The organism is Reinekea thalattae (assembly GCF_008041945.1).
GTDB classification, from domain to species: domain Bacteria; phylum Pseudomonadota; class Gammaproteobacteria; order Pseudomonadales; family Natronospirillaceae; genus Reinekea; species Reinekea thalattae.
The window spans coordinates 268166-294041 of record NZ_VKAD01000002.1; the positions used below are offsets into that span (position 1 = coordinate 268166).

General features: G+C 45.2%; 35 protein-coding genes and 1 tRNA gene. 27 read left to right on the forward strand and 9 right to left on the reverse strand.

Annotated features, from left to right (window positions below):
• Positions 1–23 precede the first annotated feature (23 nt).
• From nagB to nagA, 3 genes are read left to right on the forward strand one after another with little or no spacing between them, the layout of a single operon-like run.
• On the forward strand, positions 24–824 hold the full coding sequence (gene nagB, locus FME95_RS11525) for a glucosamine-6-phosphate deaminase (RefSeq protein ID WP_147714634.1): 801 nt from the start codon (positions 24–26) through the stop codon (positions 822–824).
• A complete protein-coding gene (locus tag FME95_RS11530) occupies positions 821–1702 on the forward strand; it encodes a glucosamine kinase nucleotide-binding domain-containing protein (RefSeq protein WP_147714635.1) in 882 nt (293 codons plus the stop codon). The genes nagB and FME95_RS11530 overlap by 4 nt, the downstream gene beginning before the upstream one ends.
• The gene (nagA, locus tag FME95_RS11535; protein WP_147714636.1) at positions 1699–2838 is read left to right on the forward strand and encodes an N-acetylglucosamine-6-phosphate deacetylase; all 1140 of its coding nucleotides are present in this window, start codon (positions 1699–1701) and stop codon (positions 2836–2838) included. The genes FME95_RS11530 and nagA overlap by 4 nt, the downstream gene beginning before the upstream one ends.
• A 25-nt stretch (positions 2839–2863) precedes the next feature.
• Here the strand turns inward: nagA and FME95_RS11540 are convergent, their stop codons facing one another.
• Positions 2864–3766, reverse strand: a complete 903-nt coding sequence (locus FME95_RS11540) for a LysR family transcriptional regulator (RefSeq protein ID WP_147714637.1) — start codon at positions 3764–3766, stop codon at positions 2864–2866.
• Between the two features lie 293 nt (positions 3767–4059).
• Between FME95_RS11540 and FME95_RS11545 the strand changes: the two genes are divergently transcribed.
• Positions 4060–4527, forward strand: a complete 468-nt coding sequence (locus FME95_RS11545; protein ID WP_222709979.1) for a DUF4260 domain-containing protein — start codon at positions 4060–4062, stop codon at positions 4525–4527.
• 86 nt (positions 4528–4613) lie between these two features.
• Here FME95_RS11545 and pdxR read toward each other — a convergent pair whose 3' ends face one another.
• Positions 4614–6110 (reverse strand): MocR-like pyridoxine biosynthesis transcription factor PdxR, encoded by a 1497-nt coding sequence (gene pdxR / locus FME95_RS11550; protein WP_147714638.1) that lies wholly within the window; start codon positions 6108–6110, stop codon positions 4614–4616.
• 236 nt (positions 6111–6346) lie between these two features.
• Between pdxR and tauA the strand changes: the two genes are divergently transcribed.
• Genes tauA through FME95_RS11565 form a run of 3 tightly spaced genes read left to right on the forward strand, consistent with a single transcriptional unit; the run spans position 6347 to position 9114 of the window.
• Positions 6347–7351 carry a taurine ABC transporter substrate-binding protein gene (gene tauA / locus FME95_RS11555; protein WP_147714639.1) on the forward strand — a complete coding sequence of 335 codons (1005 nt, stop codon included), beginning with the start codon at positions 6347–6349 and terminating at the stop codon, positions 7349–7351.
• Positions 7352–7381: 30 nt separating this feature from the next.
• Positions 7382–8230, forward strand: a complete 849-nt coding sequence (locus FME95_RS11560; protein WP_147714640.1) for a taurine ABC transporter ATP-binding protein — start codon at positions 7382–7384, stop codon at positions 8228–8230.
• Entirely contained in the window at positions 8227–9114 is an 888-nt protein-coding gene (locus FME95_RS11565; RefSeq protein ID WP_187265517.1) for an ABC transporter permease subunit, read from the forward strand. Before FME95_RS11560 ends, FME95_RS11565 begins: the two co-directional genes overlap by 4 nt.
• 152 nt (positions 9115–9266) lie before the next feature.
• On the opposite strand, the gene serC is transcribed toward FME95_RS11565, so the two are convergent.
• Both serC and FME95_RS11575 read right to left on the reverse strand, forming a co-directional pair.
• Positions 9267–10442 carry a 3-phosphoserine/phosphohydroxythreonine transaminase gene (serC, locus tag FME95_RS11570; protein WP_147714641.1) on the reverse strand — a complete coding sequence of 392 codons (1176 nt, stop codon included), beginning with the start codon at positions 10440–10442 and terminating at the stop codon, positions 9267–9269.
• 49 nt (positions 10443–10491) lie between these two features.
• Positions 10492–11229: a sulfite exporter TauE/SafE family protein gene (locus FME95_RS11575; protein WP_147714642.1), complete on the reverse strand. Its 738-nt coding sequence runs from the start codon at positions 11227–11229 to the stop codon at positions 10492–10494.
• 157 nt (positions 11230–11386) lie between these two features.
• Here FME95_RS11575 and FME95_RS11580 point away from each other — a divergent pair, with 157 nt between their 5' ends.
• The gene (locus FME95_RS11580) at positions 11387–11845 is read left to right on the forward strand and encodes a GNAT family N-acetyltransferase (RefSeq protein ID WP_147714643.1); all 459 of its coding nucleotides are present in this window, start codon (positions 11387–11389) and stop codon (positions 11843–11845) included.
• Between the two features lie 97 nt (positions 11846–11942).
• Here the strand turns inward: FME95_RS11580 and FME95_RS11585 are convergent, their stop codons facing one another.
• Positions 11943–13682 (reverse strand): ABC transporter ATP-binding protein, encoded by a 1740-nt coding sequence (locus FME95_RS11585; protein WP_147714644.1) that lies wholly within the window; start codon positions 13680–13682, stop codon positions 11943–11945.
• Positions 13675–14382: a protein-tyrosine phosphatase family protein gene (locus FME95_RS11590; protein ID WP_147714645.1), complete on the reverse strand. Its 708-nt coding sequence runs from the start codon at positions 14380–14382 to the stop codon at positions 13675–13677. The genes FME95_RS11585 and FME95_RS11590 overlap by 8 nt, the downstream gene beginning before the upstream one ends.
• 148 nt (positions 14383–14530) lie before the next feature.
• On the opposite strand from FME95_RS11590, the gene FME95_RS11595 reads away from it, so the two are divergent.
• The 3 genes from FME95_RS11595 (at position 14531) to FME95_RS11600 (ending at position 16453) form a co-directional block, all read left to right on the forward strand.
• On the forward strand, positions 14531–15397 hold the full coding sequence (locus tag FME95_RS11595) for a LysR substrate-binding domain-containing protein (RefSeq protein WP_147714646.1): 867 nt from the start codon (positions 14531–14533) through the stop codon (positions 15395–15397).
• A 480-nt stretch (positions 15398–15877) separates the two neighbouring features.
• Positions 15878–16030, forward strand: a complete 153-nt coding sequence (locus FME95_RS13650) for a hypothetical protein (RefSeq protein WP_187265518.1) — start codon at positions 15878–15880, stop codon at positions 16028–16030.
• A 15-nt stretch (positions 16031–16045) separates the two neighbouring features.
• Positions 16046–16453: a hypothetical protein gene (locus tag FME95_RS11600; RefSeq protein ID WP_147714647.1), complete on the forward strand. Its 408-nt coding sequence runs from the start codon at positions 16046–16048 to the stop codon at positions 16451–16453.
• 1 nt (position 16454) lies between these two features.
• Here the strand turns inward: FME95_RS11600 and FME95_RS11605 are convergent, their stop codons facing one another.
• Both FME95_RS11605 and FME95_RS11610 read right to left on the reverse strand, forming a co-directional pair.
• Positions 16455–17411: a phage integrase gene (locus FME95_RS11605; RefSeq protein WP_147714648.1), complete on the reverse strand. Its 957-nt coding sequence runs from the start codon at positions 17409–17411 to the stop codon at positions 16455–16457.
• 122 nt (positions 17412–17533) lie between these two features.
• A complete protein-coding gene (locus FME95_RS11610) occupies positions 17534–17851 on the reverse strand; it encodes a helix-turn-helix domain-containing protein (RefSeq protein ID WP_147714649.1) in 318 nt (105 codons plus the stop codon).
• 104 nt (positions 17852–17955) lie between these two features.
• Here FME95_RS11610 and FME95_RS11615 point away from each other — a divergent pair, with 104 nt between their 5' ends.
• From FME95_RS11615 to FME95_RS11680, 16 genes are all read left to right on the forward strand, one after another.
• On the forward strand, positions 17956–18165 hold the full coding sequence (locus FME95_RS11615; protein WP_147714650.1) for a hypothetical protein: 210 nt from the start codon (positions 17956–17958) through the stop codon (positions 18163–18165).
• Between the two features lie 2 nt (positions 18166–18167).
• Positions 18168–18401: a hypothetical protein gene (locus FME95_RS11620; protein ID WP_147714651.1), complete on the forward strand. Its 234-nt coding sequence runs from the start codon at positions 18168–18170 to the stop codon at positions 18399–18401.
• 2 nt (positions 18402–18403) lie between these two features.
• On the forward strand, positions 18404–18631 hold the full coding sequence (locus FME95_RS11625; RefSeq protein WP_147714652.1) for a hypothetical protein: 228 nt from the start codon (positions 18404–18406) through the stop codon (positions 18629–18631).
• 254 nt (positions 18632–18885) lie between these two features.
• Positions 18886–20640: a rolling circle replication-associated protein gene (locus FME95_RS11630; RefSeq protein ID WP_147714653.1), complete on the forward strand. Its 1755-nt coding sequence runs from the start codon at positions 18886–18888 to the stop codon at positions 20638–20640.
• Positions 20641–20669: 29 nt separating this feature from the next.
• Positions 20670–20951 (forward strand): hypothetical protein, encoded by a 282-nt coding sequence (locus tag FME95_RS11635; protein WP_147714654.1) that lies wholly within the window; start codon positions 20670–20672, stop codon positions 20949–20951.
• On the forward strand, positions 20948–21388 hold the full coding sequence (locus FME95_RS11640) for a hypothetical protein (RefSeq protein WP_147714655.1): 441 nt from the start codon (positions 20948–20950) through the stop codon (positions 21386–21388). Before FME95_RS11635 ends, FME95_RS11640 begins: the two co-directional genes overlap by 4 nt.
• A complete protein-coding gene (locus tag FME95_RS11645; RefSeq protein WP_147714656.1) occupies positions 21372–22001 on the forward strand; it encodes a hypothetical protein in 630 nt (209 codons plus the stop codon). The genes FME95_RS11640 and FME95_RS11645 overlap by 17 nt, the downstream gene beginning before the upstream one ends.
• Before the next feature lie 139 nt (positions 22002–22140).
• Entirely contained in the window at positions 22141–22266 is a 126-nt protein-coding gene (locus FME95_RS13785; RefSeq protein ID WP_281289422.1) for a hypothetical protein, read from the forward strand.
• Between the two features lies 1 nt (position 22267).
• Positions 22268–23143, forward strand: coding sequence for a major capsid protein P2 (locus tag FME95_RS11650; RefSeq protein ID WP_147714657.1), 876 nt, complete (start codon positions 22268–22270; stop codon positions 23141–23143).
• Between the two features lie 2 nt (positions 23144–23145).
• Positions 23146–23409 (forward strand): hypothetical protein, encoded by a 264-nt coding sequence (locus tag FME95_RS11655; protein ID WP_147714658.1) that lies wholly within the window; start codon positions 23146–23148, stop codon positions 23407–23409.
• Positions 23409–23582, forward strand: coding sequence for a hypothetical protein (locus tag FME95_RS13655; protein ID WP_187265519.1), 174 nt, complete (start codon positions 23409–23411; stop codon positions 23580–23582). The genes FME95_RS11655 and FME95_RS13655 overlap by 1 nt, the downstream gene beginning before the upstream one ends.
• Positions 23582–23785: a hypothetical protein gene (locus tag FME95_RS11660; protein ID WP_147714659.1), complete on the forward strand. Its 204-nt coding sequence runs from the start codon at positions 23582–23584 to the stop codon at positions 23783–23785. The genes FME95_RS13655 and FME95_RS11660 overlap by 1 nt, the downstream gene beginning before the upstream one ends.
• Entirely contained in the window at positions 23785–24192 is a 408-nt protein-coding gene (locus FME95_RS11665) for a hypothetical protein (RefSeq protein WP_147714660.1), read from the forward strand. The genes FME95_RS11660 and FME95_RS11665 overlap by 1 nt, the downstream gene beginning before the upstream one ends.
• On the forward strand, positions 24192–24788 hold the full coding sequence (locus tag FME95_RS11670; RefSeq protein WP_147714661.1) for a hypothetical protein: 597 nt from the start codon (positions 24192–24194) through the stop codon (positions 24786–24788). Before FME95_RS11665 ends, FME95_RS11670 begins: the two co-directional genes overlap by 1 nt.
• A gap of 71 nt (positions 24789–24859) precedes the next feature.
• Positions 24860–25276 carry a hypothetical protein gene (locus FME95_RS11675; RefSeq protein WP_147714662.1) on the forward strand — a complete coding sequence of 139 codons (417 nt, stop codon included), beginning with the start codon at positions 24860–24862 and terminating at the stop codon, positions 25274–25276.
• Positions 25276–25569 (forward strand): hypothetical protein, encoded by a 294-nt coding sequence (locus FME95_RS11680; protein ID WP_147714663.1) that lies wholly within the window; start codon positions 25276–25278, stop codon positions 25567–25569. Before FME95_RS11675 ends, FME95_RS11680 begins: the two co-directional genes overlap by 1 nt.
• 200 nt (positions 25570–25769) lie before the next feature.
• On the opposite strand, the gene FME95_RS11685 is transcribed toward FME95_RS11680, so the two are convergent.
• Positions 25770–25845: transfer RNA gene (locus FME95_RS11685), tRNA-Phe, on the reverse strand.
• Between the last annotated feature and the right edge of the window lie 31 nt (positions 25846–25876).

The following is a 25876-nucleotide window of genomic DNA, read 5'->3' on the forward strand; positions in this document are numbered from 1 at the left end:
TATATGGTTGCAGAGAGATAGATATGCGAATTGTCATATTACCCACCCCCAGTCATGTCGCAGAGTATGCGGCAGATCGAGTACTTGATGTCGTCAATGGTTATAAAAATCCGGTTCTTGGCTTAGCCACTGGCTCGACACCGGTTGAGCTTTATAAGGTGTTAGTCACTCGTTATCAGGCAGAGTTGGTGTCTTTTGAGCATGTAAAAAGTTTTAACCTTGATGAATACATTGGAATAGATGGCCGCCATCAGCAAAGTTATCGCTATTTTATGAATGCTCACTTATTCGACCATATTGATATAAATATGGCGAATACCCACGTCCCACTGGCCGATGGCTTGGATGCCAAGGAGTTAGCGCTCAGTGCTCAGCTGTATGAAAATAACATCAAAGTCGCAGGAGGGATCGACCTGCAGATTTTGGGCGTTGGTATTAATGGACATATAGGTTTTAACGAACCGACATCCAGTTTTGCCTCTCGTACGCGCATCAAAACATTATCCCAGTCTACGGTAGAGGCCAATCAGCGCTTTTTTGAAGCGGATGAATTTCAACCTAAATTAGCGATGACCATGGGTATTGCTACCATATTAGAAAGCCGATCCATTTTATTGATGGCAACAGGTGAGCAAAAAGCGAAAGCGGTGAAGCATATGATTGAAGGCCCTATCAGCTCTATGTGGCCTGGTTCTATTCTTCAGCAGCATGCGGCTACCACGGTTGTTCTTGATGAAGCTGCAGCCAGTGAGTTGGCGTTAAAAGACTATTATTTATGGTGTGAAAAAGAGCGTCAGTCACTTCAGCAAGGATCTTTTATATGACAGCCCTGTTTTTAGGTGTCGATGGTGGTGGTACCTTTTGCCGTGCACGGTTAGTTAACCAAAACCAAGAAATTTTAGGTGAAGCTGTAGGTGGCTCTGGAAACCCTCGTATTGGGATTGAGTCTGCTTGGCAGAATATTACTAATGCTTGTCTCGAGGCTTGCCAACAGGCAAGCATTAATGCCGAGCATTACCCGACTATCACATTGGGGCTCGGTCTCGCGGGTGCAAACCAAACCTTTGAGCAAGATTTAGTGCTGTCTCAGGTTTCTCCCTTTGGTCAGCGATATCTGCTGACCGATGCGCATGCTGCTTGCTTGGGTGCATTTAACGGTGACGATGGCGGTCTGTTGATATTAGGGACGGGCAGCTGCGGTGTGAATTACAAAAATAAAGTCTTCGATATAATTGGTGGTTGGGGTTTTCCGCTTTCAGATCAAGGAAGCGGTGCACGCATAGGCTTAACCGCCCTAGAATATTCGTTAGCCGCATTGGATGGCATTGTTCAACCCTCGCCATTAACTGACAGCATTAATGCTGAGTTTTCACTCTCACCAGAAACCTATGTTGCTTTTCAAAATCAGACTCCGTTGCCTAAAGAGTTTGCTGCATTCGCGCCTAAAGTGTTTGAGTTTGCACAACAAAAAGATACCGTCGCATTGAAAATAATTGAACAGCAGGTCGGTTGGGTGTGCCGATATCTTGATAGCCTAGTTGAAAAAGGCACTGAGAAAATTGTATTGGCTGGTGGTGTTTCAGAAGCCATTAAAAAATATTTACCTACAAAGTATGGCCGTTATCTTTGTGAACCTATTGGTGATGCTATGAGTGGCGCAATTTTTATGGCGCAAACAAAAATAGGGAGAAGCACTGTATGAATGTCATATACGCGAAAAAATTATTTGATGGTGAGCAGTGGTTAGATGGACGCTATGTAACAATTAAAGATGGCGTTATTGCTTCCGTAGAAGACTTTACAACGGCAGCTCAGCAGGAAATTGAGCCAGTAGAGTGCTTAGCTCCCGGCTATATCGATGTCCATATCAATGGCGGTGGTGGTGTTTTATTTAATGATACTCCAAGCATTGAGTCATTAAAGACGATGGTTCAGGTACACGCCAAGTACGGCACTGTTGCAATGGTTCCTACGCTTATTTCTGATAATTACCAAGTTATGGCATTAGCGCATCAAACGGTAAAAAAAGCCTTGGAGCAGAACACTCCTGGAATTTTAGGGGTCCATTATGAAGGCCCTTATCTTAGCCCTGAGCGCAAGGGTGTACATAATGAGCATCAGTTGCGCAAGCCGATGCTAGAAAAGTTTGAACCTCTATTAGATATTGCTACCAATGCCAAGGTAATGGTGACGTTGGCTCCTGAACAGGTCCCTGAAGGTTTTATCGAGTGGTTAGTGAATCAGCAAGTGATTGTTTGTATCGGCCATTCGGCGGCAGGTTATGAAGAAGCGATGACCGCCGTTGAACAGGGCGCTCGCGGTTTTACTCATCTATTCAATGCGATGTCGCCGCTTACTAGCCGAGAACCTGGCGTTGTCGGTGCGGGGTTAAATTCGGCAGATCAGACCTGGTGTAGTCTCATAGCGGATGGCCACCACATTCACCCAGCATCTATGGCCATAGCAGTAAAGGCTAAAGGTACAGATCGAATATTATTGGTTACTGATGCGATTCACTGTTTAGGTTCCGACCTTGATGAGTTGGAATTTTTAGGTAAAAAAGTATTTCGCCATAAGGGTAAAGTGACAACCGCAGATGGAACGTTAGCGGGTTCCGACTTGGATATGGCAACCGCTGTACGCAATGCTATTTCATTGATAGGTGTTACTCCGAGCGAGGCGTTGCAGATGGCATCATTAAGGCCAGCAGAATTTTTACAGCTAGATGATAGGCTTGGCAGAATTCAAGTGGGTTATCAAGCAAGTCTAGTAGCCTTGGATGAAAATTATTTTGTGCAATCAACGTGGATTGATGGCCAAAAAATATGGCAGCTTTAGAGTCATCAAGAAAACTAACCATCCCTTAATTCGATAAGGGTGATTTTAAGACCTTCAAAAACGCGGCAACCTGTGCGGGTAAGATTCGATCTTTCATGGTGATAATATCGATGCCCGCACTGATTGATTTGGCGTTCGGTAGAATTTCAATTAATTGCTTTTCTTTAAGTTCGTTGGCAACCAGTAATCTGGGTAAGTTGGCGACGCCTAAGCCTTGCATGACAAAGTCTTTAATTAATCGATCATCGTTGGCGGCAATGGCGGCTGTTTTTAATTCGAGTTTTTTCACCAAGGCTTTGTTGTTTTTTGCAAGCCAGGTTCTCATCGATGGGCAATCCATCTGGTAGTCAATAATGTCTCGCATAAGTATCTGTTCAAATTTTTCAATAGGTCCGTGGTGTTTTAAATATTGTGCGCTGGCTACAGTAATAAATGCTTCTTTGCGTAGTGGGCTTATATCGATAAGTTTTTCTCCCGATGAAAATACGACGATGCCAATGTCGGTCTTTCCCTGTTTAACATTGTCTACGCTGGTGGCGTCGCTCTGTAAGTCGATCTGCAACGTAACCTGTGGTTGCTGCTGTTTAAATTGTTCGATCACCGGCGCTAAAACCAACGTCGCCAGTTCTAAGGTGCAGCTGATTGAGATATGGCCGGTGAGTGCTTGGCTGTCGTTTTTTAGGTTGAGCATTTCACTTTCTAATGCGGCCAGATAACCACTGGCATGTTTTAGCAATTGCTCGCCTTCGGGCGTGAGATAGATTTTTCGATGCGCTCGGTTAAATAATTTTACACCCAGCTCTTCTTCCAATTTTTTTATCTGTTGCGAAACCGCTTGCTGTGTCAGGTGTAACCGAGCTGCTGCTTTGGTGACGCTTTCATCTTTTGCTACTTGGATAAAGGTGGCAAGACTATTGAGTTGTCGCATCGCTCTTCCTAGGAGTTAGTACTGTTGTTTATGCAGCCTGTGCTATTTGTGTAGGCTGCGGTTTATGGTTGGCAGCTGCTAAGGGTAAGCCTGCTATTAAGTCTAATAATGGCACTGGTCTAGATTTTTGCACAATTAAACTTTAACTAAAGTTAAAAATAGAATGATTTTATTTGTTAATTGAAGCCGCATACTGTTTCTAACCGACAGAGAAGGCCAGTAATGATGCTGGTTCTAGCAGTAAACAGTTTAGTGATGGCAGTTTAAGCCGAGTAGCGAATAGGAATAATTCGATGATGAGTCAGCATATGCAAGATAAGGCTTTAGAGGGCGGTGTTATAACAGATAGGTTAGCAACAGATAAGTTAACAACAGATAAGTTAACAACAGATAAGTTAACAACAGTATTGAGAGTGGAGGCTCTTGCAGCGTTTGTATTAGCCACCCTTATGTATGCTCATACAGACGGCAGCTGGGGCTGGTACTTTGCATTAATTCTAGTGCCGGATTTATCGATGCTCGGATACCTAATCAATAATCGAGTCGGCGCTATTTGTTACAACATCGTGCATAGCTATGTTTTGCCGATGCTCTGTTTTATTGCCGCTTTGATCTTGAATATTTCTCTTTTAGAGTGGCTTTCGCTGATATGGCTGGCTCACATCGGCTTAGATAGAACCCTAGGCTATGGCTTAAAGTACGCCAGTGGTTTTGCAAATACCCACTTAGGGATTGCGATTAAAAAAGCTCAAACCAATTAGCTGTTCGGTAAATCCATTAGTAGGTGTCGGCAAGCCGATGAATAACTGGTTGGTAAAAACAATTTAGAAAGTATCTAGTCGGCTGGTTAGCCGACTTTTTTCGGTGTGCTCAGTGTGTTGGCAAACGATTCGATGAGTTGACCTAGCTTGGCGATCCCAGGTTCAATTTTTTCCTGTTGGATGGCGGTAAAGCCTAAACGAATAAAATTCTTTGGCGCATTTTGGTTAGCGAACAGCTTATCGCCAGACTCTACCAAAATACTCAACTCAGCTGCTTTGATGACCAGTGCTTCACTTTCTATGTGCTTTGGTAGCTCAATCCAAAAACAATAGCTGCCGGGCGTTGCGTGTATTTGGCAACTTTTTAAATGCAGTTTTAAGTTTTGTTCCATCAGTTGCCATTTGTCTTTGAAGATTCGGCGCATCCGGCGAATATGGCTGTCGTGATACCCTTGCGCAATAAATTGTGCAGCAACACGTTGGTTGTTGGTCGGTGGGTGGCGGTAGTTTAATCGGCGTAAGGCTCTAAGCTCTTTGATTAATTCTCGGTCGCCGACTAAATAGCCGGTGCGTAAACCTGGCGAAAGTGATTTCGATAGGCTGGCGGCGTAGATGACACGACCCTCCGTATCTAAACTTTTTAGTGCTGGCAGCGGTGATTCAATATAGTTGACCTCACTATCGTAGTCGTCTTCGATGATAATGAAGTCTTCTTTGCTCGCTTGCGTGAGTAGCGCTTTGCGGCGTTCCATGCTCATGGTGATGGTCGTCGGGTAGTGATGACTGGGCGTAACACAGACGTAGTCGCAGCCGCTTAAGGCTTGGCCAACTTGAATGCCCTGATCGTCAACTGGCACGGCTCGAGTTTGAGCACCAGCGTAGTTAAAAATATGGTGAAAGTCTGGGCAGCAGGGGTTTTCGATGCCGACAAGCGTTTTGCTGCTTGAAAGCAGAGAGGCCAGCATAAAGAGTGAATTTTGCGTGCCCATGGTGATCAAAATTTCATCGGCCTGTGCGCTGATGCCGCGTTTAGGTAATACCTGCTGGCGAATTTGAGTAATCAGTTCTGGATCGTCGTCGTCGACAAAATCTTCTACCCATTCGTGTAGGCTATTACGGCTCTGTGCTGAGCGCGCGCATTCTCGCCACTGATAAATAGGGAAGTCGTTGCTGTCGATTTGGCCATAGATGAAAGGGTACTTATAGCTCATCCATGCCTTGTCTTTATCGAGTGTGCTGTAAGTTGACGGTGCAATCGAGAGTCGCTCGCTCCATTTGGGTGCGTTATCATTGCTACTGGGGCGCAGCTGCACCAGTTTAGGTTTTTGATCCGCTAGTATCTCTGGGTTAACAAAAAAGCCGCTGCGCTCTTGGGCGATCAGGTAACCTTCATCAACTAGGCTTTCATAAACCAACACCACGGTATTGCGTGAAACACCAAGTTGCTGTGCCATCTTTCGGCTTGAAGGTAAGGCTTTATCGCCAAATTGGTCTTGCGATATCAGTTCGACTAGCTTTTCTCGAATCTGCTGTTGACGACTTTTCCCTGCTTTAAATTCGATGCTTAGGATAAGGTTATTCATAAAAAGTGCCTCTGAACTGAAACGTGAAAGACAACCGACCGCGGGATGGGACTCTTAGCTGGGTTATACCAAGGCATTCAACAATGGGTGTTTTATAAAATCCGCCTACTGATGCAAGACTTTAGCCAATATTTTTTACTTAATTTGCTGGACCATTAATTCACGAAATTGGCCCTATAGGGTTGTGCGTTAGATCGATAGTTTAAAAAAGACACAACGACGACATAGGAATAAACATGAAAAAGCTACCAACTCTTAAACGCGGTATTGTGGCAGCCGCTCTAATTGCCTCATGCACAACTGCTTTTGCTAAAGAAGTGACCATTGGTTATCAAGGCATGTTTAACCCATGGAAACACGCGATTGCTGAAAAAATTCTTGAAGAAGAAACTGGTTACGAAATTAAATGGCGCCGTTTCGATTCGGGCGCAAAAGCGATCACTGCAATGGCCTCTGGTGCCGTTGATATGACATCAGCTGGTTCTTCTCCTATCGCAGCAGCAGTAAGCCGCGGTGTGGAAATGGAACTGGTTTGGATTTTAGAAAACATTGCCGAAGCGGAAGCCTTGGTTGTAACGGAAGATATTAAAACGCCTGCAGACCTAAAAGGTAAGCGTATTGCAGTACCGTTCGTTTCAACAACGCATTTCCATATGTTATTTGCGTTAGAAACCTATGGCCTAACCGAGAAAGACGTTAAGTTGATTAACATGCAGCCAAGTGCGATTTCTGCAGCGTGGCAGCGTGGTGATATCGATGGCGCGTTCATTTGGGATCCAGCGTTGGGTACGTTGAAGAAAACCGGTCACGTGTTGGTTTCATCTAAAGATTTGGCCGCACTGGGCAAGCCAACATTTGATGGCTTTGTTGTGAACAAAAAATTCGGCGCAGAAGAGCCTGAGTTTGTCGCTAAAGTGATTAAAGTGATGGCCGATTTGGACGCACAATATCGCGACAATAAAGCAAGCTTTGATGCTAGCTCTCCAATTGCCATGTCGATTGCTAAAATTACCGGCGGTGATGTCAATACCGTTCCTGGTGTATTAGCGCTTTACGACTTCCCAAGCATGGAGCGTCAGCTTTCTTGTGAGTGGTTAGGATGTGGTGAAGAAGGTGCAGCAACAAAAGCCTTAATATTTACTTCTGAATTTTTGTTAGCGCAGAAGAAGATCAATAAGTTAATGCCAGACTACAGTGAATTTGTTAATCCTTCTTATGCTGAAGCCGCATCGAAGCTTTAATCATTCCTAAATAGTTAAGCAGGCACTGATATGAATAGACTCCAAATTAAAGATGTATCGGTTGTCTATCCTGCAGCACAAGGCGGTGACCCAGTCACCGCCTTATCTGATGTTAATCTAACCATTAATCAGGGTGACTTGGTTGTGGCGTTAGGTGCATCGGGCTGCGGGAAGACAACACTGTTAAACCTGATTGCAGGTTTTATTTCGCCAACTGATGGTTATTTAACGCTGGGTGACAGCACGGTTGAAGGTTATCCACGAGTGACCGTAGGCTTCGATATTGGCGATGAAGTGACAGGCCCAGGCAAAGACCGAGGAGTAGTTTTCCAAAAGCATGCTTTGCTGCCTTGGTTGAATGTTATTGAAAACACAGAATTTGGTTTAAAGCTGCAAGGTGTTGATAAGGCCACTCGCCGAACACGAGCAGCAGAATATCTTAAGTTGGTTGGTTTAGAAGATTTTCATAATCATAAAACCTACCAGCTTTCAGGCGGAATGCAGCAACGTGTCGGGATTGCTCGTGCATTGACGAACGACCCGCAAATGTTATTGCTGGATGAACCGCTCGGCGCACTCGACGCGCTCACTCGAGAATCGTTACAAGAGCTGTTGCTCGATGTTTGGAACGAAACCAATAAGATGATGTTCTTTATCACTCACAGCGTTGATGAAGCCTTGTTGTTGGCAACGCGTCTTATTGTTATGTCTCCACGCCCAGGGCGAATTACCCACGAATTTGAACTCGACTTTAACCGTCAGTTTTTAGAATCGCGCGATGCTCGCCAAGTGAAGTCGAATCCAGAATTTATTGCGATGAAAGAAAAGGTACTAGAAATCATTCATGGTGATGAAGAACAGGCGGAGTCGAATGTATGACCAACTCAATCGATAAAGAAACGAATCAACCTAAAGCGCCGAGCTTTTTTGCAAAGCTGATGCACCGCTTAGCAAAACAGAAAGCTGCACCGACTGGCAGTTATTATGGTGAACCAGGTGCTGGCAACAGTCTGTATATTTCAATTACAACAGTGGTTGTTCTGTTGTTAATTTGGACAGGCGTCACCGAGGCAGGTTTAATCAAACCGCTATTTTTACCTTCCCCTATCGATGTTATTGCGCGGTTGGGTGATGTCTACCGTGATGGCTTTGCCGGTGCGACCTTGGCTCAGCATATGGGTGCCAGTTTTAGTCGTATATTTGGCTCGTTTTTCTTAGCCTGTATTACGGGAATACCGCTAGGTATTGCCATTGGTTGCAGCCGAATTTTCCGTGGCATTTTTGATCCAATTATCGAATTTTATCGCCCACTACCACCGCTGGCCTATTTACCGTTGGTGATTATTTGGATGGGTATCGACGAAAGCAGTAAGATCATGCTGATCTATTTAGCCATGCTCGCGCCGATAGTTTTAAGTACGCGGGCAGGTGTTGGCTCTGTACGCATCGAGCAAATCCAAGTGGCCTATTCAATGGGCGCTAACCGCTGGCAAGTAATTAGCCAGATCATTACTCGCGGTGCGATGCCAGACATTATGACTGGTATGCGTATTGCGATTGGTTTTGGTTGGACCACGCTGGTTGCCGCAGAAATGGTTGCAGCAGAACGAGGTATTGGCTTTATGGTATTGAACGCCTCAGAATTTTTGGTCACCGATGTGGTGATTGCCGGTATTTTAATTATTGGTATCATTGCTTTTGGCTTTGATATGTTGATGCGTTATCTGGAAAGCAAATTCATTCCTTGGAAAGGTCAGAATTAATTTCTATTTTGATCGCAATAAAAAAGCCTCACATCTGTGAGGCTTTTTTGTATCTGGCTGACTTTCTTAATTTATTCATGTCTCAGTTTTCAACTTTCAACTTTCAACTTTCAACTTTCAACTTCAATCTTTAATTATCAACCTAAGTTAGTTTAGCTGTTTTCTTGTGCAAAGCGCTTCATGAATGAAACTAAAGTTTCAACATCGGTTAGGGTAATACCGTTATAAATACTGGCGCGTAGATAATCGCCCACACCAAAAGGTGTTAAGGTTCTTAAACCGACCATGCCGAGTTCCCAAGCTTCGATCAGGAATTTTTCGGTGATCGCGTCATCGCCATTTTTCACATTGAATGGTACGTTCATTCGGCTGCGAATCGCTTTATCTTTGATTGGAGTGCCATAAAAGCCATTGGACTGATCGATGGTGTCGTAAATTGCTTTAGCTTTAGCGATAGAGCGTTGCTCGCATTGTTCAATGCCGCCTTGCTGTTTTAGCCAATTCATAACCATGCCAACCACTTCAATATTAAAAGTGGCCGGTGTATTCCATAGGTTTTCTGCTTCGCTAAAGGTGGTGTAATTAAACACGCCAGGACAAAGTGGTGAAGCCTTATCCTTACCCAATAAATCCTTACGCACAATGGTCATGGTAACGCCTGGGTGGCCGATATTTTTTGATGCGCAAGCAAAGAGAACACCGACGCCATCGCCGTGCCAATCAATCGGTTTGGTTGAAAAGTCGGAACTGGCATCAACCACTAAAGGAATGTGCTGTCGAGATTTTGGTCGCTTAGGTAAACGATGCAACTCAATGCCATTGACCGTTTCGTTGGAGCAAAGATAAATATATTTAGCATCGGCATCGATGTTATTTTCAGTCAATTCAGGAAAGCGGGTGTAATGCCCAGTTGCTGGATCTTTTGCATCAATGGTTTGTACTTGGCAATAACGACTGGCTTCTTCGGCGCCGCGAGCAGACCAGGTGCCGTTGATAACGTAACAGGCCTTGTCGGTTGTTTCTTTGCATAGATTAAGTGGTACCGCTGCAAACTGACCGTGACCGCCTGCGTGAGTAAATAACACCTCGTAATCATCAGGGATTTGCATCACCTCGCGGGTGGTTGCAATGGTGCTTTTTAGTAGTTCAATAAATTCTGGAGCACGATGCGACATCGCCAGTGATGTTAAGGGCTGGTTTTGAAAGCTGTCGGCAATCTGTTGTTCAACGGCTTTTGGTAACGAAGTTGGGCCGGGACTAAAGTTGATAATCGAAGCTGCGCTAGAGCGAAGGGAACCGATGAGTGCGGGATGAGTATCGTGAGTCATATCTGTGTTTACTCCCTTTAAATGAGAAACCTTAAATGCAAACCCGTATCTAAAAAATTGCCTGTACAGAGGCGCTGATGCCTAATATCGCGGCCAGTGCCATGATCGGTAGAGCAAAATGTTTTAAAGATTTAGGTGGATTTTTATTGAATAACCATTGCCCAGCTCGTACCGCCAGTAGCGTTGGCAGTAGTAGGCTGATGGTGTAGATAAAAAATTCGTAGCTGGCCAATCCGCTGGCAAGCTGCACGGATATTGAAACGCCTTCGCTGACGATAAAGAATAAAATCATCGTGGCCCGCTGAGCGCTGGCCGTTAGTGGGCTGGCTAACATATAGCAAACAATCATCGGCCCACCGACAGAAGCACCAGCGGTGCCCATACCGCTGGCCATGCCAAAGCCAAGTTTGACTCGCAATTTATCAGCGTTGCGAGGCTTGGCATCGAACAACAGCGCAATGGCGAGAACCAGAATGATGATGCAAATAATGAGTTTAAGCAGCTGTGCATCGATCAATAGCAACAGCAGTAAACCAAAGGGAATGCCGAGCACGGCTCCAGTCGTTAACAGTTTAAAGGTGGCAATATCAGCCTGTTGCCGAGCTTGTCGCCACAGGCCTGCACTGCATAGCACATCCAATGCTAAGACAACGGGAATGCTCAGTTGTGGCGCTAATGTAAAATTTAGCCCCACCACGGCAATCGCAGCAAAGCCAAACCCCGCGTAGCCGCGAACAAGGCCTGCAATAGAAACAGCTAACACTAAAACCCAAAACGATTCGAACAAGGTGGACTACCTAAAAATGGTGTAATAACAAAAATGGATTAATAACCAAGTCAGTATGGTGTTCCGGTGGTCGATCAAATAGTTCCAAAGGCGGATTTCCATAGTGCCAATGGCAGGTCATTGTCATTTTGTAATGAAATTATGGCTGGGTTGTAAAATGAAGATTGAACTCGACACACTTAGTGACTCAGGAATCGCTGACTTACTCGAAAAGCATCTTCAAGATATGCATCAATACTCACCTGCTGAAAGCATTCATGCACTGGATGTCGAACAATTAAAACAACCAGGGCTGACTTTTTGGTCGGCTCGAATAAATAATAAAGTGGTTGGTTGTGGCGCGTTATATGAACTTTCAGAAAGTGAAGGCGAGGTTAAATCGATGAAGGTCGATAGCGCTCATTTAAGGAAGGGGGTTGCAGCACGATTACTGGAACAAATTATTAGCGAGGCGCATAAACGTAATTATAAAAAAGTGTATTTAGAAACCGGATCTCACGAGGCATTTTTGGCTGCAGTCGCGTTGTATGAGCGGTTTGGTTTTGTTGAGTGTGAGCCTTTCGCACACTATCAAGAAGACCCTTACAGTCGATTTTATTTAAAGCAACTCAGTTGATAAAAGCCGACCTCGACGTGAACCAAGGTCGGCTTTATTCGTTTTATTTTTTGCGTGCTGAAAAAATAATAGCGACTGAAGTAAACAGCCTGCTGAGTTATTGCTCTAATGTTGCGTGTAGTTTTTTGTATTGGCCATTCAGAGCCATGAGTTCTTCATGGGTACCACTTTCGACTACTTGGCCTTCATGCATAACGTGGATGAGGTCAGCGTTCATAACCGTAGTTAAGCGATGAGCAATCACCAATGTTGTTTTCTGTTTTGAAACATCGTCTAGCAGTTGCTGAATTTTTCGCTCGGTCTGGTTGTCGAGCGCCGATGTCGCTTCATCAAGCAATAGTATTGGCGCATTACGCAACATTGCACGAGCAATAATGACACGCTGGCGTTGACCGCCGGATAAATTAGTACCGCGAGGTCCTGCTAGGGTCTCAAGACCGTCACTGGATTCGTTGGCGAATTCGTTCACTAATGCGACTTCGGAGGCGGTAAAGATTTGCTCCTCTTCAGCACTGATATCCCCCAGTTTGATGTTGTCGATAATGCTTTCATCAAAGAGTGCCGATTCTTGGCTAACAAGCGCCATTTCTTCGCGTAGCTGTTGGGCATCGAGTGACAAGATGTTTTGGCCGCCAATACTAATCGAGCCAGAGTGTGGTATTTCTAGCGCGGTTAGCAGGTTAAAGAGGGTTGATTTGCCAGCGCCGCTTTGACCAACAAAGGCTGTTGTTTTACCGCCAGGGGCGATAAATGAAAGCTGCTTTAACACCTCGGTATCACCATAACTGAAGTTAACCTGATCGAAGCAGATATCGCCTAATGGGTTACTTAGGTTGGTGTCTGTGGGTTTTGGGCGCGGATCCGGTTTTTTATCGAATAGATAATAGATTCGCTCTAAGTTGGCAACAGCACCCTGTATAGCACCTGAAATACTGGTCAGTTTACGTATTGGTTCCAATAACAAGCCGATGGCAACAAAGAAAGTAATGAAGTCACCCGCGGTTTTTTCACCAGAAATAATTTGCTGCCCACCAAAGTAAATGATGGCGACAAAGCCTGCTCCTGCGGCTAGCTCAATGACCGATAGCATGGCACTGTTACTGTATTGAGAGTAAAGCTGTCGGCGAGTAAACTGATGTATGCCTTTACTAAAGCGGTGTGATTCGTGCTCAGCAAGGTTGTTTAATTTAATCGCCTTAATGCCATGAAAAATTTCATCGAGGCGAGTCGATAACAGCGCCGATGCTTCGCGCGCTTTACGGGACTGACGACGAATAAGCTTTTGTAATAAATACAAAGGGAAAACTAATAAAGGGGCACCAATAAAGATGATAGCCGTCCACCAAATATCAATTTGCATTGCGGCTATAAGCATGGCAATTAGGGTGGTTAAATCACGGCCGAGCGTGACTAATGTTCGGCTAGCAAAAGCTTGAAGTGCTTGTGTATCACCCCGGACTCTTTCGATGAGTCCACCAGGTGAGTTGTTATTAAAGAAGTTCATATCCATAGTCAGCAAGTGCTCAGTAAGCTTCTGCTGCATATCGGACACGACTAGAGTGCCAGTTTGGGCAATGAGCGCACGCTGAATGAAGGAGCCAAAACTTCGCACAATAAAGACACCGCAAATAGCAAACGCTACGCCCCAAATTTGGGTTTCGTTACCGGCGACAAAGATGGTGTCGAACATAGGCTTTAACTGGTAAACGAAGAAGTACATGGCCGCGCCTTCAAGCAGCATGAACATCACAGCTAAAATGAGCTTGGCGGTGTGTTTGCGGATAAAGTGACGCCAAAGTCGGCTGAGTAACTGAGTTGCTGTGTATTGATTACTCACGGCGTAATACCTTATCGACTATAAAGTCGTACCACTTATTACTATGGAATTTTTCTTGTAACGCATCACGATCGTAATGATGTTCAGCCCACTCTAAAAAATCGACCGGTGTGACTTCATTATATTGACGGTAGGCGTCTAAAAAATAATCTAGACGGCCAGTCTTAGAATGCTTGATGTGTAAATACTTAATGCTTAATTGTTTTTGCGCTTGCTCAATCGGTTGCTTGAGCACCATTAGGCAGTAAAGCGCTGAGCAGATACCTGCACGGTCGGCGCCTGACTTACAGTGAAAAGCCGTGACGCCGTTAAGGCTTTCAAACATGGCTTTGGTTTTTAGCAGCTCTTCAAATGTTGGCATACGGCGCGAAAACATACGGTGGTTTACCAGTTCGATACCGTATTTGGCGCACGCTTCTTTTTCCAGTGCGTAAGAACCCCATCGGCTTGGCCCTCTAAGGTTGACGATGGTGGTAACACCTAATTTAGACAGTCGCTTGATTTGTCTTGGCGAGGGCTGGTTACAGCGCCAAGCGTTATCACTTAGTCGATTTAGGTTAGTCCAGAAGACTCGGAAGAAGGCATGATCGCCAAAAATAGCGTCCAGATGGACAAGAATTCGTTGTTTTTTACTGGTAATGCCGTTATCGCGCCAAGTTTCTTGCATCGCGATGTATTTTTGCTTAAAAAGGTTTGCCATGAGCACTTCAAAATTAAAATAAGTCGCTATTTTAGTGATAAAGCAAGGCAATGAATAGCGCTAGTCTCTCAGTTTCTTGCACTTGATGGTTTAAATTGCATCAAGAGAGTGCAAATTCGTATGGCGCAGCCATTGGAAATCAATCTTTATGGATAATGTACTTCCGTTAAAGGCGTTACAGGCTTTTGAATCTGCTGGTCGTACCGGTAGTTTTCAGCGCGCAGCGGGTGAGTTGGGTGTTACGCCTTCGGCGATCAGTCATCAGATCAAAAGTTTAGAAGAATATCTAGGCTTTGAGCTGTTTGAGCGCAAAGCTCGTCAGGTGGTGTTAACTCCTTTAGGTGATGCTTACCTAGAAACGGTAGCCCAGTCTTTTTTACAACTGGATATTGCAACTAGCCGCCTGCAGCAAGGTTATGCCACAGGCAAATTAACCGTTGCTATGCCTGCGCTATTGTTGCAGCAGTACGTGATGCCTAAGTTATTTTACTTCACGGAAAAACATCCAGAGCTTGAAATTGAGTTGATCAGTGCTGATGAGGAGTCCGATTATGACGGCGCAGATGTTGCGATTCGATTGGCTCAGGATAGCCGTAAAGATAATGACTTTCTGCTGTCTAGATCGGCAGAATTAACCGCCGTTTGCGCGCCTGAACTGCTCGAGCGTGAATTTATAATGGCTGCACCGCAGCTACTTCAGTGTCGGTTACTCTATTGCCATGATGGCCTGGACTATTGGCGACGCTGGTTCAATATTCAGGGGATTGATTTTTTTCCTGCCCAAGGATCAATGAATTTTTCGACAGAAACGGCAGTTTTACAAGCCGCATTAGAAGGCGTCGGAGTTGCATTGATAGACCTGAGATTTGTGCAGCGAGAGTTGGCGCAAGGCTTATTGATGGCGCCGGTTGATATTAGTCTGCATTTGCCGCAAAACTATTCAGTGACGTTTAGCAGGGCCGCGCAGTTAAAACCCGCAGTGGATGCATTTTACCGTTGGTTAAAGGCCTTGTAGGTATAGTGATCGAGCTTGGAGCTTGGTCGCTAAATTTCGGCAGTATTTTAATAATCTAGGAAAATAAGCGCATACAAAAAAGCCCCGCGTTAGCGAGGCTTTGATGATAAAAGTGGTGCCCAGAGGCGGAATCGAACCACCGACACGAGGATTTTCAACCCCTTGCTAACCCCTTGTAAATAGCGGGTTCCTAATAAAATCAACGGTTTAGGGGTGGCTACAAAACCCCTTAAAGACCTAAAAAAGCCATGAGTGTGGTCAAAGTGTGGACATGATAGTATTTATGTAGCATCTAACATAGATGCCTATAAGTACCTACAAGAGCCTCTTATAGCCAAATAGTCTAATTAAGAAGTAAATTAATGTGTACTTGCCCTTTATATATATCTAATATATTTATGTATATATAGGTTCATATTGGTATATATATGTACGAATTTGTACCTATTGATACATGGGGATTAGGTAATAGGTGTGGTTATGCAATGTATTGTAGAAACATCAACAAAAAATAAGCCTACTTGTGCTTATGATAGGAAACGTATGGAAATTGCGCTAAAATCAGAAAAAAAGCGTCTTCCTAAAGGCCTTTCTATATCTCAAATGCGAGAGTTTATTTTAGCTAGCAAATAAGGAATATTCTGATTCATGGATGATTTTGAGGTTCTATTCTCATCGAAATTTACTACTGAATTTGAATGTTTCCCAATTGACCAACAAGAAAAAATACTCTCTTTTGCTAAAACCTTCCAAGACAATGGCCTTTCTGATTTTAGTATTTATGAAGGAAAAGTTACACCTTCATGGAAGGGTGGCACCATATCCGATAAAAATTACCAATATGCGCTAGATAATGATCTCTGGCATTACCACGTTGGTATTCCTGAATATGAAAAAATTCACGATAAATATAAAACCTCAGACTGGTTATTACACTTTCAATGGCCTAATAGAGGTAATGAAATCTGCTTAGTCGACTTATACTCACATTATACTAGCGGTGGTGAGTTTTACCTGCCGCCAGAGACATATCTTGGTTACGTCGAAGAAGAATAGCCTAGCTAAGCGGATTCAATTCTAGCACTTCACTCAAATGCTCAGGCGCTAAATGCGCATATCTCATGGTCATAGTTAGCGAGCTATGGCCTAAAACCCGTTGTAGAGTCAGTATATTGCCGCCGTTCATCATAAAATGTGATGCGAACGTGTGGCGCAATATGTGTGTGCTCTGGCCCTTTGGTAGTTGCCAGCCTAGCTTATCGATAGTGCGCTTAAAAGTATTAAGCCCGTCTACTATGGGTAGATTTTCTTTAATCATCGCCTCCAGGTCATTCGATATTGGAATGCTGCGATTTTTGCCGCTCTTAGTAGCGCTAAAGTGTACTTTCCCTGCTCTAACCTTATTCGCATTCAGCGTAGATGCTTCGCCCCATCGGGCACCGGTTGCCAAGCACACCCGGGCAATCACTTTTGCATGGCTGGTCGACTGGTCCAGTTCATCAAGTAAGGTTTTAACCCTGTCTGAATCCAAAAAGCCCAGTTCTGGTTCGTCAATTTTTAAGCTGCGGATACCGTCGATTGGGTTAGGGCCGTGGTATTCACCAAGGCGCTTTAACTCGTTAAACATGCCGCGTAAGTAGGCTTGGTCGTGGTTGACCGTGTTGGCGGTGACCGTTTTTAGCCGTTCAGTACGGAAGTTGGCAAAGTCTTTTTGCGTGAATTGGTCGGCGCGTGGGTTGCCCATAATCTCGATAAGGTATTCAAGCTTGCTTAAGCGCTGAGCACCGCTTTTTAGTTGCTGGCCGTGCTGCTCGTACCACAGTTGCGCCAAATCACTTAACCGGCGTTTGTCGGTTTTGGTTTCCCATGGTTCTGGGTTGCTGTGATTCTCGCGAATATAGCGCTCGTATACTGTCGCCTCTGCCCGTGTGGCAAAGGTTTTACGGAATCTGCGCCCATTGCGGCCTGCTGGTCGCACGTCAACGGAATAGCCCTTGTCTGTCTTTTTGATCATATAAACCTCTTGATCTGCACTGAAAATACTGGTTATCTATACAGTATATTCAGTCGTGAGACTTAGAGAAATGGATTATTTAGAGATCATCAAAACGCTATCACCAGAACAGCAACAGCGGCTTATTTGTCGTCTTCGCTTTGTACTTCGCGCAAAATCTGTAGAAGTTCAGCCTCGCGCCCTTCCTGCTTCATCTTGCCAATCAGAATCATAAGCTCGGATTCTTCGGCATTAAGGTCGTTGACCTCCATGAGCAACTCACGCCATGGCGCAAGCTGGGGAATAGCGGCTATTTGTTTGATTTTGTCGATTTTTGGCGCCTTTCTACCTTGGTTGTAGTCTTTTAGTTGGCTGTAGTTGATACCGCTTAACTCACTGATTTTCTTAAGACTTATTCCAGATTCCGCACAAACCACTTTTAATTTTTCTTTGAATTCCATAAAAAACCTTGACGGACGCCCTAGGACGCCTGTATTGTTTTTGCCGAGGCGTCTTAGGACGTCCTAAGCCTGCAAATGTCTACTAAGTCGCTGAGGTTACCACAATGCAAATGAACAATAACCTAACGGTGCATATCGATGCGCCCTATATCTCACTAGATGAATACGCAAAACGCACCGGTCAAACCCGTGAAGCTGTAACAAAACAGTGTCAGCGCGGCAAGTTGCCGATTAAACCACGCGAAAACCGAAACACGCCGTACATGATCAATAACGCCTTGCTAATTAAGCAAGCGCTGAGCGCGGAGTATTAGCCGTGGGTGATCAATTATCGTTGCTGAAAAAATATGTTGAGCAGTTCATTAGTGATCAGCAGGTTGTCATTGATGGATTTGATTACTGGTTATTTATTTCAGCGGAAGATAAAGCGCGTTTAGAGCTTGAAAAGGCACGCCTTTCTGCTTTCAAGAGTGTTTTTGAAATGATTGAACGCCTTGAAGAAGGTCAAGGTCTTTTTGACATGTATATATTCCGTGAATTAGGTATTTAGTCATGTATGGAATCTATGTTGCTGAGCTGCGTTGCCCGTGCTGCAGTGAGGTTTTTAAAGCTCGTGTAAACGAAAAGCCGTGGATTAATGAATGCTTAAAGTGTGAGTCGCATATTTTTGTTGAGCCTAAATTGTTGGGCAAGCCGAACAATCTAAAACTCACGTTTAACTTAACGCTGTTGCCAGGGCGAAAAGAGCAACAGCCGCAACCGCTTAAGGTGGTTGGTTAATGAAAGCTGCTTACATAATTGTATTAAACAAAGGTAGCTGGTCACGGCCTCGGTTATTTTCGCGGTTTGATCGTTTCGGGTCGGTTGTTAAAACTGATTTTTTAAAAAATGCTTATATTTGCCACGATTCTGATGAAGTCGAGCAGATGGCTGAAGCATTGGGTACTGCTCTGACTCGATCTATCGATATTACAATTCATAAGTTGCGTTTTAAGTTATGAGTTTCCCGCAACTAAAAAAAATCGGTTTGCCTGATGAATAGACTACCACCTGAATTAAAAGAATTTATGGCCGCACAAGATGCGGTTTTTTTGGTTCCGCGAAGCGGAATGACTGGCGTGAGCGAAGCGAATGCCCATAGGCTAGTCAAGGCGTCGAAATCTGCGACACGGGAAAACAGTGCAGATTTAGCGGCTGAGCTGGAGATTGAACGCCAGCGATTAGAATCCATTAACCAGCGGCATTTTGTCGCCGTTGGTGGCCTTGAAAATAAAAACAGAATGTTAGCTAAGGCCAGAGAATACCAGCAGCAAGCGAAGGCCTGTGAGTTAAGCCCGTTAGAAAAATCATTTCAGGTTGCAGAACGCGAAGCAGAGCAATTCTACAGCCGTCATGCTGCTGGCTTTGGCAGCTATAAAAAACCTATCGGTAAGCCATTAACAGAAGCAGAAATTCAAAACAGGGTTGACGCAAACAATAAATTCCAATGCTCGTTGACTGAAAACGAACGGGGTCCAGGTCGTTATGCAATTTTAGAAAAACGATGGTGGTCTGGTGAGTTCAGAATTAGAACTCAAGCCGACAAATTGGCCTCGATGCCGGTGCCTGATAATTCAGGTGAGCGAATCAGTAAAACACTATCTATGCGTGGTGCTCGCGCAATCGCTGATTCATGCGAGTTTATGGCGGCAAAACATGGCGGTTATAAAACCTTTTTAACCCTGACTTTTTCAGACGAAGCACGGGAACGGGTGGCTTCTGGTGAAGTTACGATTCAAAAGGAAGTTAAACGCTTTTTTGATGGTTTAAACCGTGTATTTAAGCGCGGCTTTCAGTACACCAACGATAAAGGCGAGCTTGTCAAAGTTGACCCTGTTGACTATCTACCTAAAGACTGGGGCGATAAAACCTTACCTTACTGCTGGGTTGTTGAAATACCCAAAAACAGCGACGGCGAAGACAACCCGCATTTGCATGTTCTTTTAGGTTGGCGTGTTGCCTACAGGCACTTTGACGCTTGGGCTAAACGTGTAGAAAAACTCTGGGGCCAAGGCTTTGCACACTTAGAAAAAATCAAAGAAGCGGAACACGCAGGCGCTTACATGGCAAAAGCGGCGGGTTACCTGAGTAAAGCGCAAGGCGCGGATGATCAAGGCGAAGTGCGGGGTAACCGCTATTGGATATCAAAGCCAAGCCGTGCCGATGGCTGGGAATGTATTAGCCGTAATCAAGCCGGTGAAATGGGCGGTTTGATTCGTGACGTATATCGGTTTATGCAATTCAAGTATGGCCATGTTTTTAAAAAGCGCGCTGAGCTAAGCAAAGAGGCTGCGGAGCTTCGCAAAGCTGCCAAGAATGGCGAAGCGATACCAGAAAAGAAACGGCAATCTGTCGGTAAAGCGTTAACGCAATGTCGGCAATTCATAAAAGAACTACCAGCCAGAGCGACTAAGTACAGCCTTATTTTAAAAGGTGAGCATAACTTAGGCGCCTTTCTAAATTGGGCTGCTCGCCCATACGACAAAAACCACGTACCAAAGCGACTGCATAAAGATGGTGAATTAAAAGCCTACTGGCTGCCTGTCGCTTTTGGCAAACGTCGGGGCTGGCGTTGTGACAATGCGCCAGAATCGATTTATTACCACACACTAAAACAGGAACGAAAACACAATGAAAAACGAATTAGCCGAACTAAAAACGGGCATGGAGTCAATGAAGGCGGAATTAAATCCGTTCTCAAAAGCGAAGCACGCAGAGCAGCTTATGCAGCAGCTCTTGGTGCTTGTTGAAATGATTGTTGATCAGCTGGAGGTGGAACATGGACAAACGAGTTAAATGCCCTGCCTGCGGCGGGGTTGCTTTTGTTCGGGCCAATAAGGTGGGGGATTCTTTTTTAACTTGCCCCCGCTGCGGCCCTTGGAATGGTCGCGGTGCGGCTTATCGTAACTGGTGTGATTCGCTGCCGGCATTACCAGAATTAAGCAAGCCTGAACCTGAGCCGGTGCCAGGTATCGAGCCAGAAAAAATGCCCGCGGCGAATGACGAACAATTACCCGTCGAAAAACAGGACGATTGGCTTAACGAATGGGGTAGCGCATGAATACTGCAGAAAATTTAGAGCAATTCGGAAACGTTCAAGTGCTTGATGCTATGCAGGCCGATGCCGCGAACGATAGCGATGCCGCTGCGGATGCTTACGACGAATTAAACCAACGTGAAAAAAACGGCGGCGGGCCATTGCCGTTTGACCCTGTTATCGCTGAATTATCAACAAAATTCAGTGGTATAGGCTTTGGTATTGCAGCGAACAAGCGCGGCCCACATTGGGCGTTAAACGATGACGATTCGCGTCAATTAGGCGTTGCAATCGCTCAAGTCATTTATAAATACATGCCTGATATGGAAAACCTTGGCCCTGTGGGCAACCTGACAGTTGTATCAGCAATGATTGTCGGGCCGCGCTTTATGCTCGATGCCATGCAAGCAAAAGAGCAGAAAAAAGAGCAGGAGGAAAAGCAAAGTGAATCAGCGCATTAATGATAATTTAGAAGCCGATATCAAAGCATTTTTTGGTGCAACCGGTTCCGGTAAAACTTACTCGATGCTGAAATCAATACCAACTAGCGCCCGTTGCTTGTCGTTTGATCCGGCGGGTTCTGTTACAGGTTCCGGTACGGGTTTTGTAGGTACGGCCAGCCGTACGGAATACATGCAAATGACGCGGCGCGGCGGGAATGTACGGGCGTGTTTTCAAGCAGCTGGTAAAGAAAATTTCGACTGGTGGTGTAAATGGGTGTTCGCACTGGCTGATGCGCGACGGATTGCTTATGTACAGGTGGACGAGCTCAGCGCGGTAACGTCATCGAGTAAAGCGCCTGAGGGCTGGAATAATATTTTAAACCTTGGCCGTAAGTACGGTTTAAAAGTTCGAGCAGGTGCGCAACGTCCACAAGAGATAGATAAAACGTTAATCGGCAACCAAAACGGCATTTGGATTGGGCACCAAGCACGGCGCGGCGATGCGGAATACCTCGCACGGGAAACCGATATTCCAGTTGCTGAAATTCTGGCACTGCGGAAAAACCCGCACTTTGATCACATCATGTATGAGGGTCGAGACAATTACAAAATATTCCAAAAAGCCGCGTAAAGCGGTTTTTTTATGCCCTAAATTCGCTGTTTTCCGTACGTACGTACGTACAGCAATCCGATGGCGCGGCGGGAATTTCTCTGGTTTTCTATTAATCGAATTTTCAAACAAATTATTTTTAAACAGGTGGGAAAAAAAGATGGCTTTGAATAAAACAACTCAGAAGGTTGTTTTGATCAGTATGTTAGTTGCTGCGGGTGTAGTCTGGGCAACAAACAACGTTGATCAAGTGAACGACCTTCTTGGCGACAAAGGCTGGTTCTAATATGCGTCCGATTATTGAATTAAATTCATTCAGTGCGGTCGCTGCCGGTCAAACAGCAAATTTGGTGCTCGATAAAAACGTCAAATATGATCAGATTTATTTGCAAGTGGCGGACGTTGCAGACATCGAGTGGATTAAATTACGACTTAATACCAGCGATATTTTGCCTAGCTTAACGCCTAGCGAAATTTCTGCGATTAATTACCGCAAAGGCAATGTTCCTAAGAATCAAAGCGGCTCTTATATCGCGCTACCGATGCAAATGCTTGATGCGGTTCTTGCTGATTCGCAACGTGTGACAGGTTTGCCGGTTGGTGATACTGACGACTGTATTTTGCAAGTGAAGCTGAAATCCGATGCAACAGCGCCAACGCTGAGCGCATTCGCGGAAGTTTCGCCGTTCACTGGTTCGCGTGGTGTTGTGCGTCTATTTGAGCGTTATACCGTGCCAGCTTCAAGTGCTGGTCTAGTGAACTGGACAAACTTGGAGCGCGGTAGCCGTGTTGCACGTATGTACTTCTCTGGCCCTACTATCGAGCATGTAACGATTAAACGCGATATGACCGAAATTTGGGATTTGGGCAAAGACCAAACACGCATGATTCATGGCGTGTACGGCGCTGATTGTACTGTTGATGATGCCGCCGGTTTTAGCTATGTATTTGATGCGATGCGTGAAGGTTTCCCGATTAAAGATTCGCTAGTAACAAGTAACGGCAATATCAAAGTCGATATTACTGTTGCTGCGGCGGGTACGATTGACGTTTTAGTCGAGCGTTTAACAACGCAATTTGCCACTACGTGGACAGCTGCAACGACAGCGGCGGCGGCCAGTGCTGCGGGTAAATCAAAACGTAAAGTTGGACGGGCGGCGTAACTATGGCGTGGTTTGAATCTGTTGGTGCATGGGTTGAGGACGGCTGGGAATCTGTTAGCGGCGCGGCTGAGGGTGCGTTTCAGTCCGTCACCGATGGCTTTGATAATGTCAAAGAAATGGTCATTGGTGACGATGAAGCCGCCACCGAAGAAGGCGAAGCCGTGCCGAATACTGGCACGGGGTCGACTATCGGCGGGCAGATTAACTGGTCAGCCATTGGCGTGGGTATTTCAGCGCTCGCACTGCTGTCTAAGGTCATTAAATAGTGCCTGCTTTAGCGTGGTATTTAGTCGCGGGCGGCATTGCCGCCTTTGGCTTGGGTGCTGGTGTTAATCAAGCGGGTGACGCTGTGGATGATGTCAGCACTGGCGCTTTAAAGCTGGCGGGTGCTGCGTTACTCGGCGCTGGCGCTTTAGCGATTTATAAAAAGGTGACGTAATGGCAATTGGTGCAGGTTTCTTGTCGGGTTCATCGGGCTGGAGTGTCAGTGCGGGCGATACCAAGGGCGACACATCGAATCAGAACAGCGCTGGCGGCTTTGACTCTGGCACGGTAGTGAGTATCGGTAATGGCATTAATACAAATATGCTGATAGTTGCTGCTGTTGCAGTTGCTGCGATGTTTTTAGTGGGGCGGCGTTAATGGGTTTTAATTTATTTGGTAGTAGTAAGGGTGATGATAATTCGTCATTGACGAATCAAACCGACAACTCGAACCACGAAACACAAACGGCAACCGAGGGCGGCATTGCCGCTGGCGGCGATGTCACCGTAACAGATCATGGTGCCATTGATTCCGCTTTTGAGCTAGCAACTGGCACAACAGATGGCATGTTTGATGTTGTAAATAGCGTAATTAGTCAGGTGTCAGAAAACCAAGAAAATACGCTAATTCAAATGCAAGAAAGTTACGCAAATAGCTTAGGTGTTGTTGAAAGTGCAGCAACGGGCGGCGTTAGCTCAACGAATGAAGCTATTTCTGGTATTGGTAAAATGCTCGTCGTTGCCATCGTTGCATCTATCGGGCTGATTGCATGGGGTAATAAATAATGCGTACAGAAAAAATGTTGCTTGGTGTTGGCGGTGTCACGAATGTGGGCGGTGTGGCAACGTCGGTTAAAGTTGCTGTTGCAGCCGGTGAAATCGAAATTAAAGCCGGTTCAGATACTGCAACTTTACGGCTCGGTGAAACGTTTGTTTTTGATGAAAATCTGTCATCGGTGGGTTTTGAGGTTCGCAACTTGCACGACTCTGAAAACCGAATTGAGTTGCAAATTTTTGAGACCGAAAAAGGCGAGATTAAATCACCCTCGTCCAGCGTTAAAATAAACAACGAACCGACGGTAAACGTTAAATTACCATCGTCTGTTAGAGTTAGAAAATTTGTTTTGGGGGATATTCTTGATCCCACGGTATATGGTGATGGTGTTGAAGTTCCGGCCGACCCTGAGCGTAAGCGAATTATTATAAAGGCTAGAAAAAATATTTTTGCTGAGCATTTGGAAAGTGTAATAGTTTTTGCGAGTCCTGATTACCATGATGGTGAAGGGTTGTTGTTGTGGGCTAACGAATCGTTAGATGTTGAGTATACGGGCAGTGTTTTTCTGCGTGGCGCGTGTGATGTTGATGTCATTGAGTTTCTGTAATCGAAATGCATAAGGCGTTAAAAATTGGTGGTCTATTCGCAACGATTTATACCGTGGGGTACTTAAAAAAAATGCAAACAGTGAATTTAAAATATTTTACGCCGTCTGAGTTCCGTACGTGGTGGCCAAACATGGATGACGACTTGCTGTATCGCTTAGATGCGTTTCGCGAAGAAATCGGACGCGCAATTATTGTTAGCCCTGCGGCTGGCGCACTTGGCCGTCTGGGTTCGGGTAACAGCTATCACAACGTGTTGACGTGGGGTAAAGTCCGCGCCGTTGACGTTATGTTTCCAAATGCCACAGAAGACGATTTAAAAGGCTACTACGCTGTTGCAGTTGAATATTTTGGCGGTGTCGGTGTTTATCCTGACTGGCTACCTTACGCGGGTTTTCACCTCGATAACCGAGACACCAGCGCCACGTGGTCTGGCATCTTAGTTAATGATAAACAGGTTTATCGTGGGGTTTCTGCGGCATGGGCTTAATGGGTAATATTTTCGGTACCGCGAATAAATCGCTTGATGTTATTGATCAGCTGGTAGTCGATAAAGACAAAGCCAACGAGTTGAAAGCTCAATTCTACTTAGCAGAGCTGCAAACAAAAACAATCCCGATTATCGATGGTATCCATAAACTAGGCCGCCAAACGCTGGCATTCGCGCAGATTGGCTTTTACATGTGGGCCGTGCAAAAAGGCGTTGATATTACTCCGGAGCTAGTGGCGGGTGTCTCCGGAGTATCCGGAGCTTATACACTGGCTAAAGGGCGCGGCAAATGAACGAGCTATTGCAATTTGTCGACACAGGCGCAAACCTCGCCACAATCGCGCTATATATCTATGTAACACGCATTGAAAACCGTGTTCGATTTATCGAGCGAGTTTTAAAAATACCGAGGTAGTGTGGTCAAAATGTGGACATTGGATAAAGTAGGGTAGGTATCACTTTAACGGAAGGCCTTTATATTAAAGGGTTAAAGTGGTGCCCAGAGGCGGAATCGAACCACCGACACGAGGATTTTCAATCCTCTGCTCTACCGACTGAGCTATCTGGGCAATGTTTTTGGGAGATGTTCATCCCGTCAAC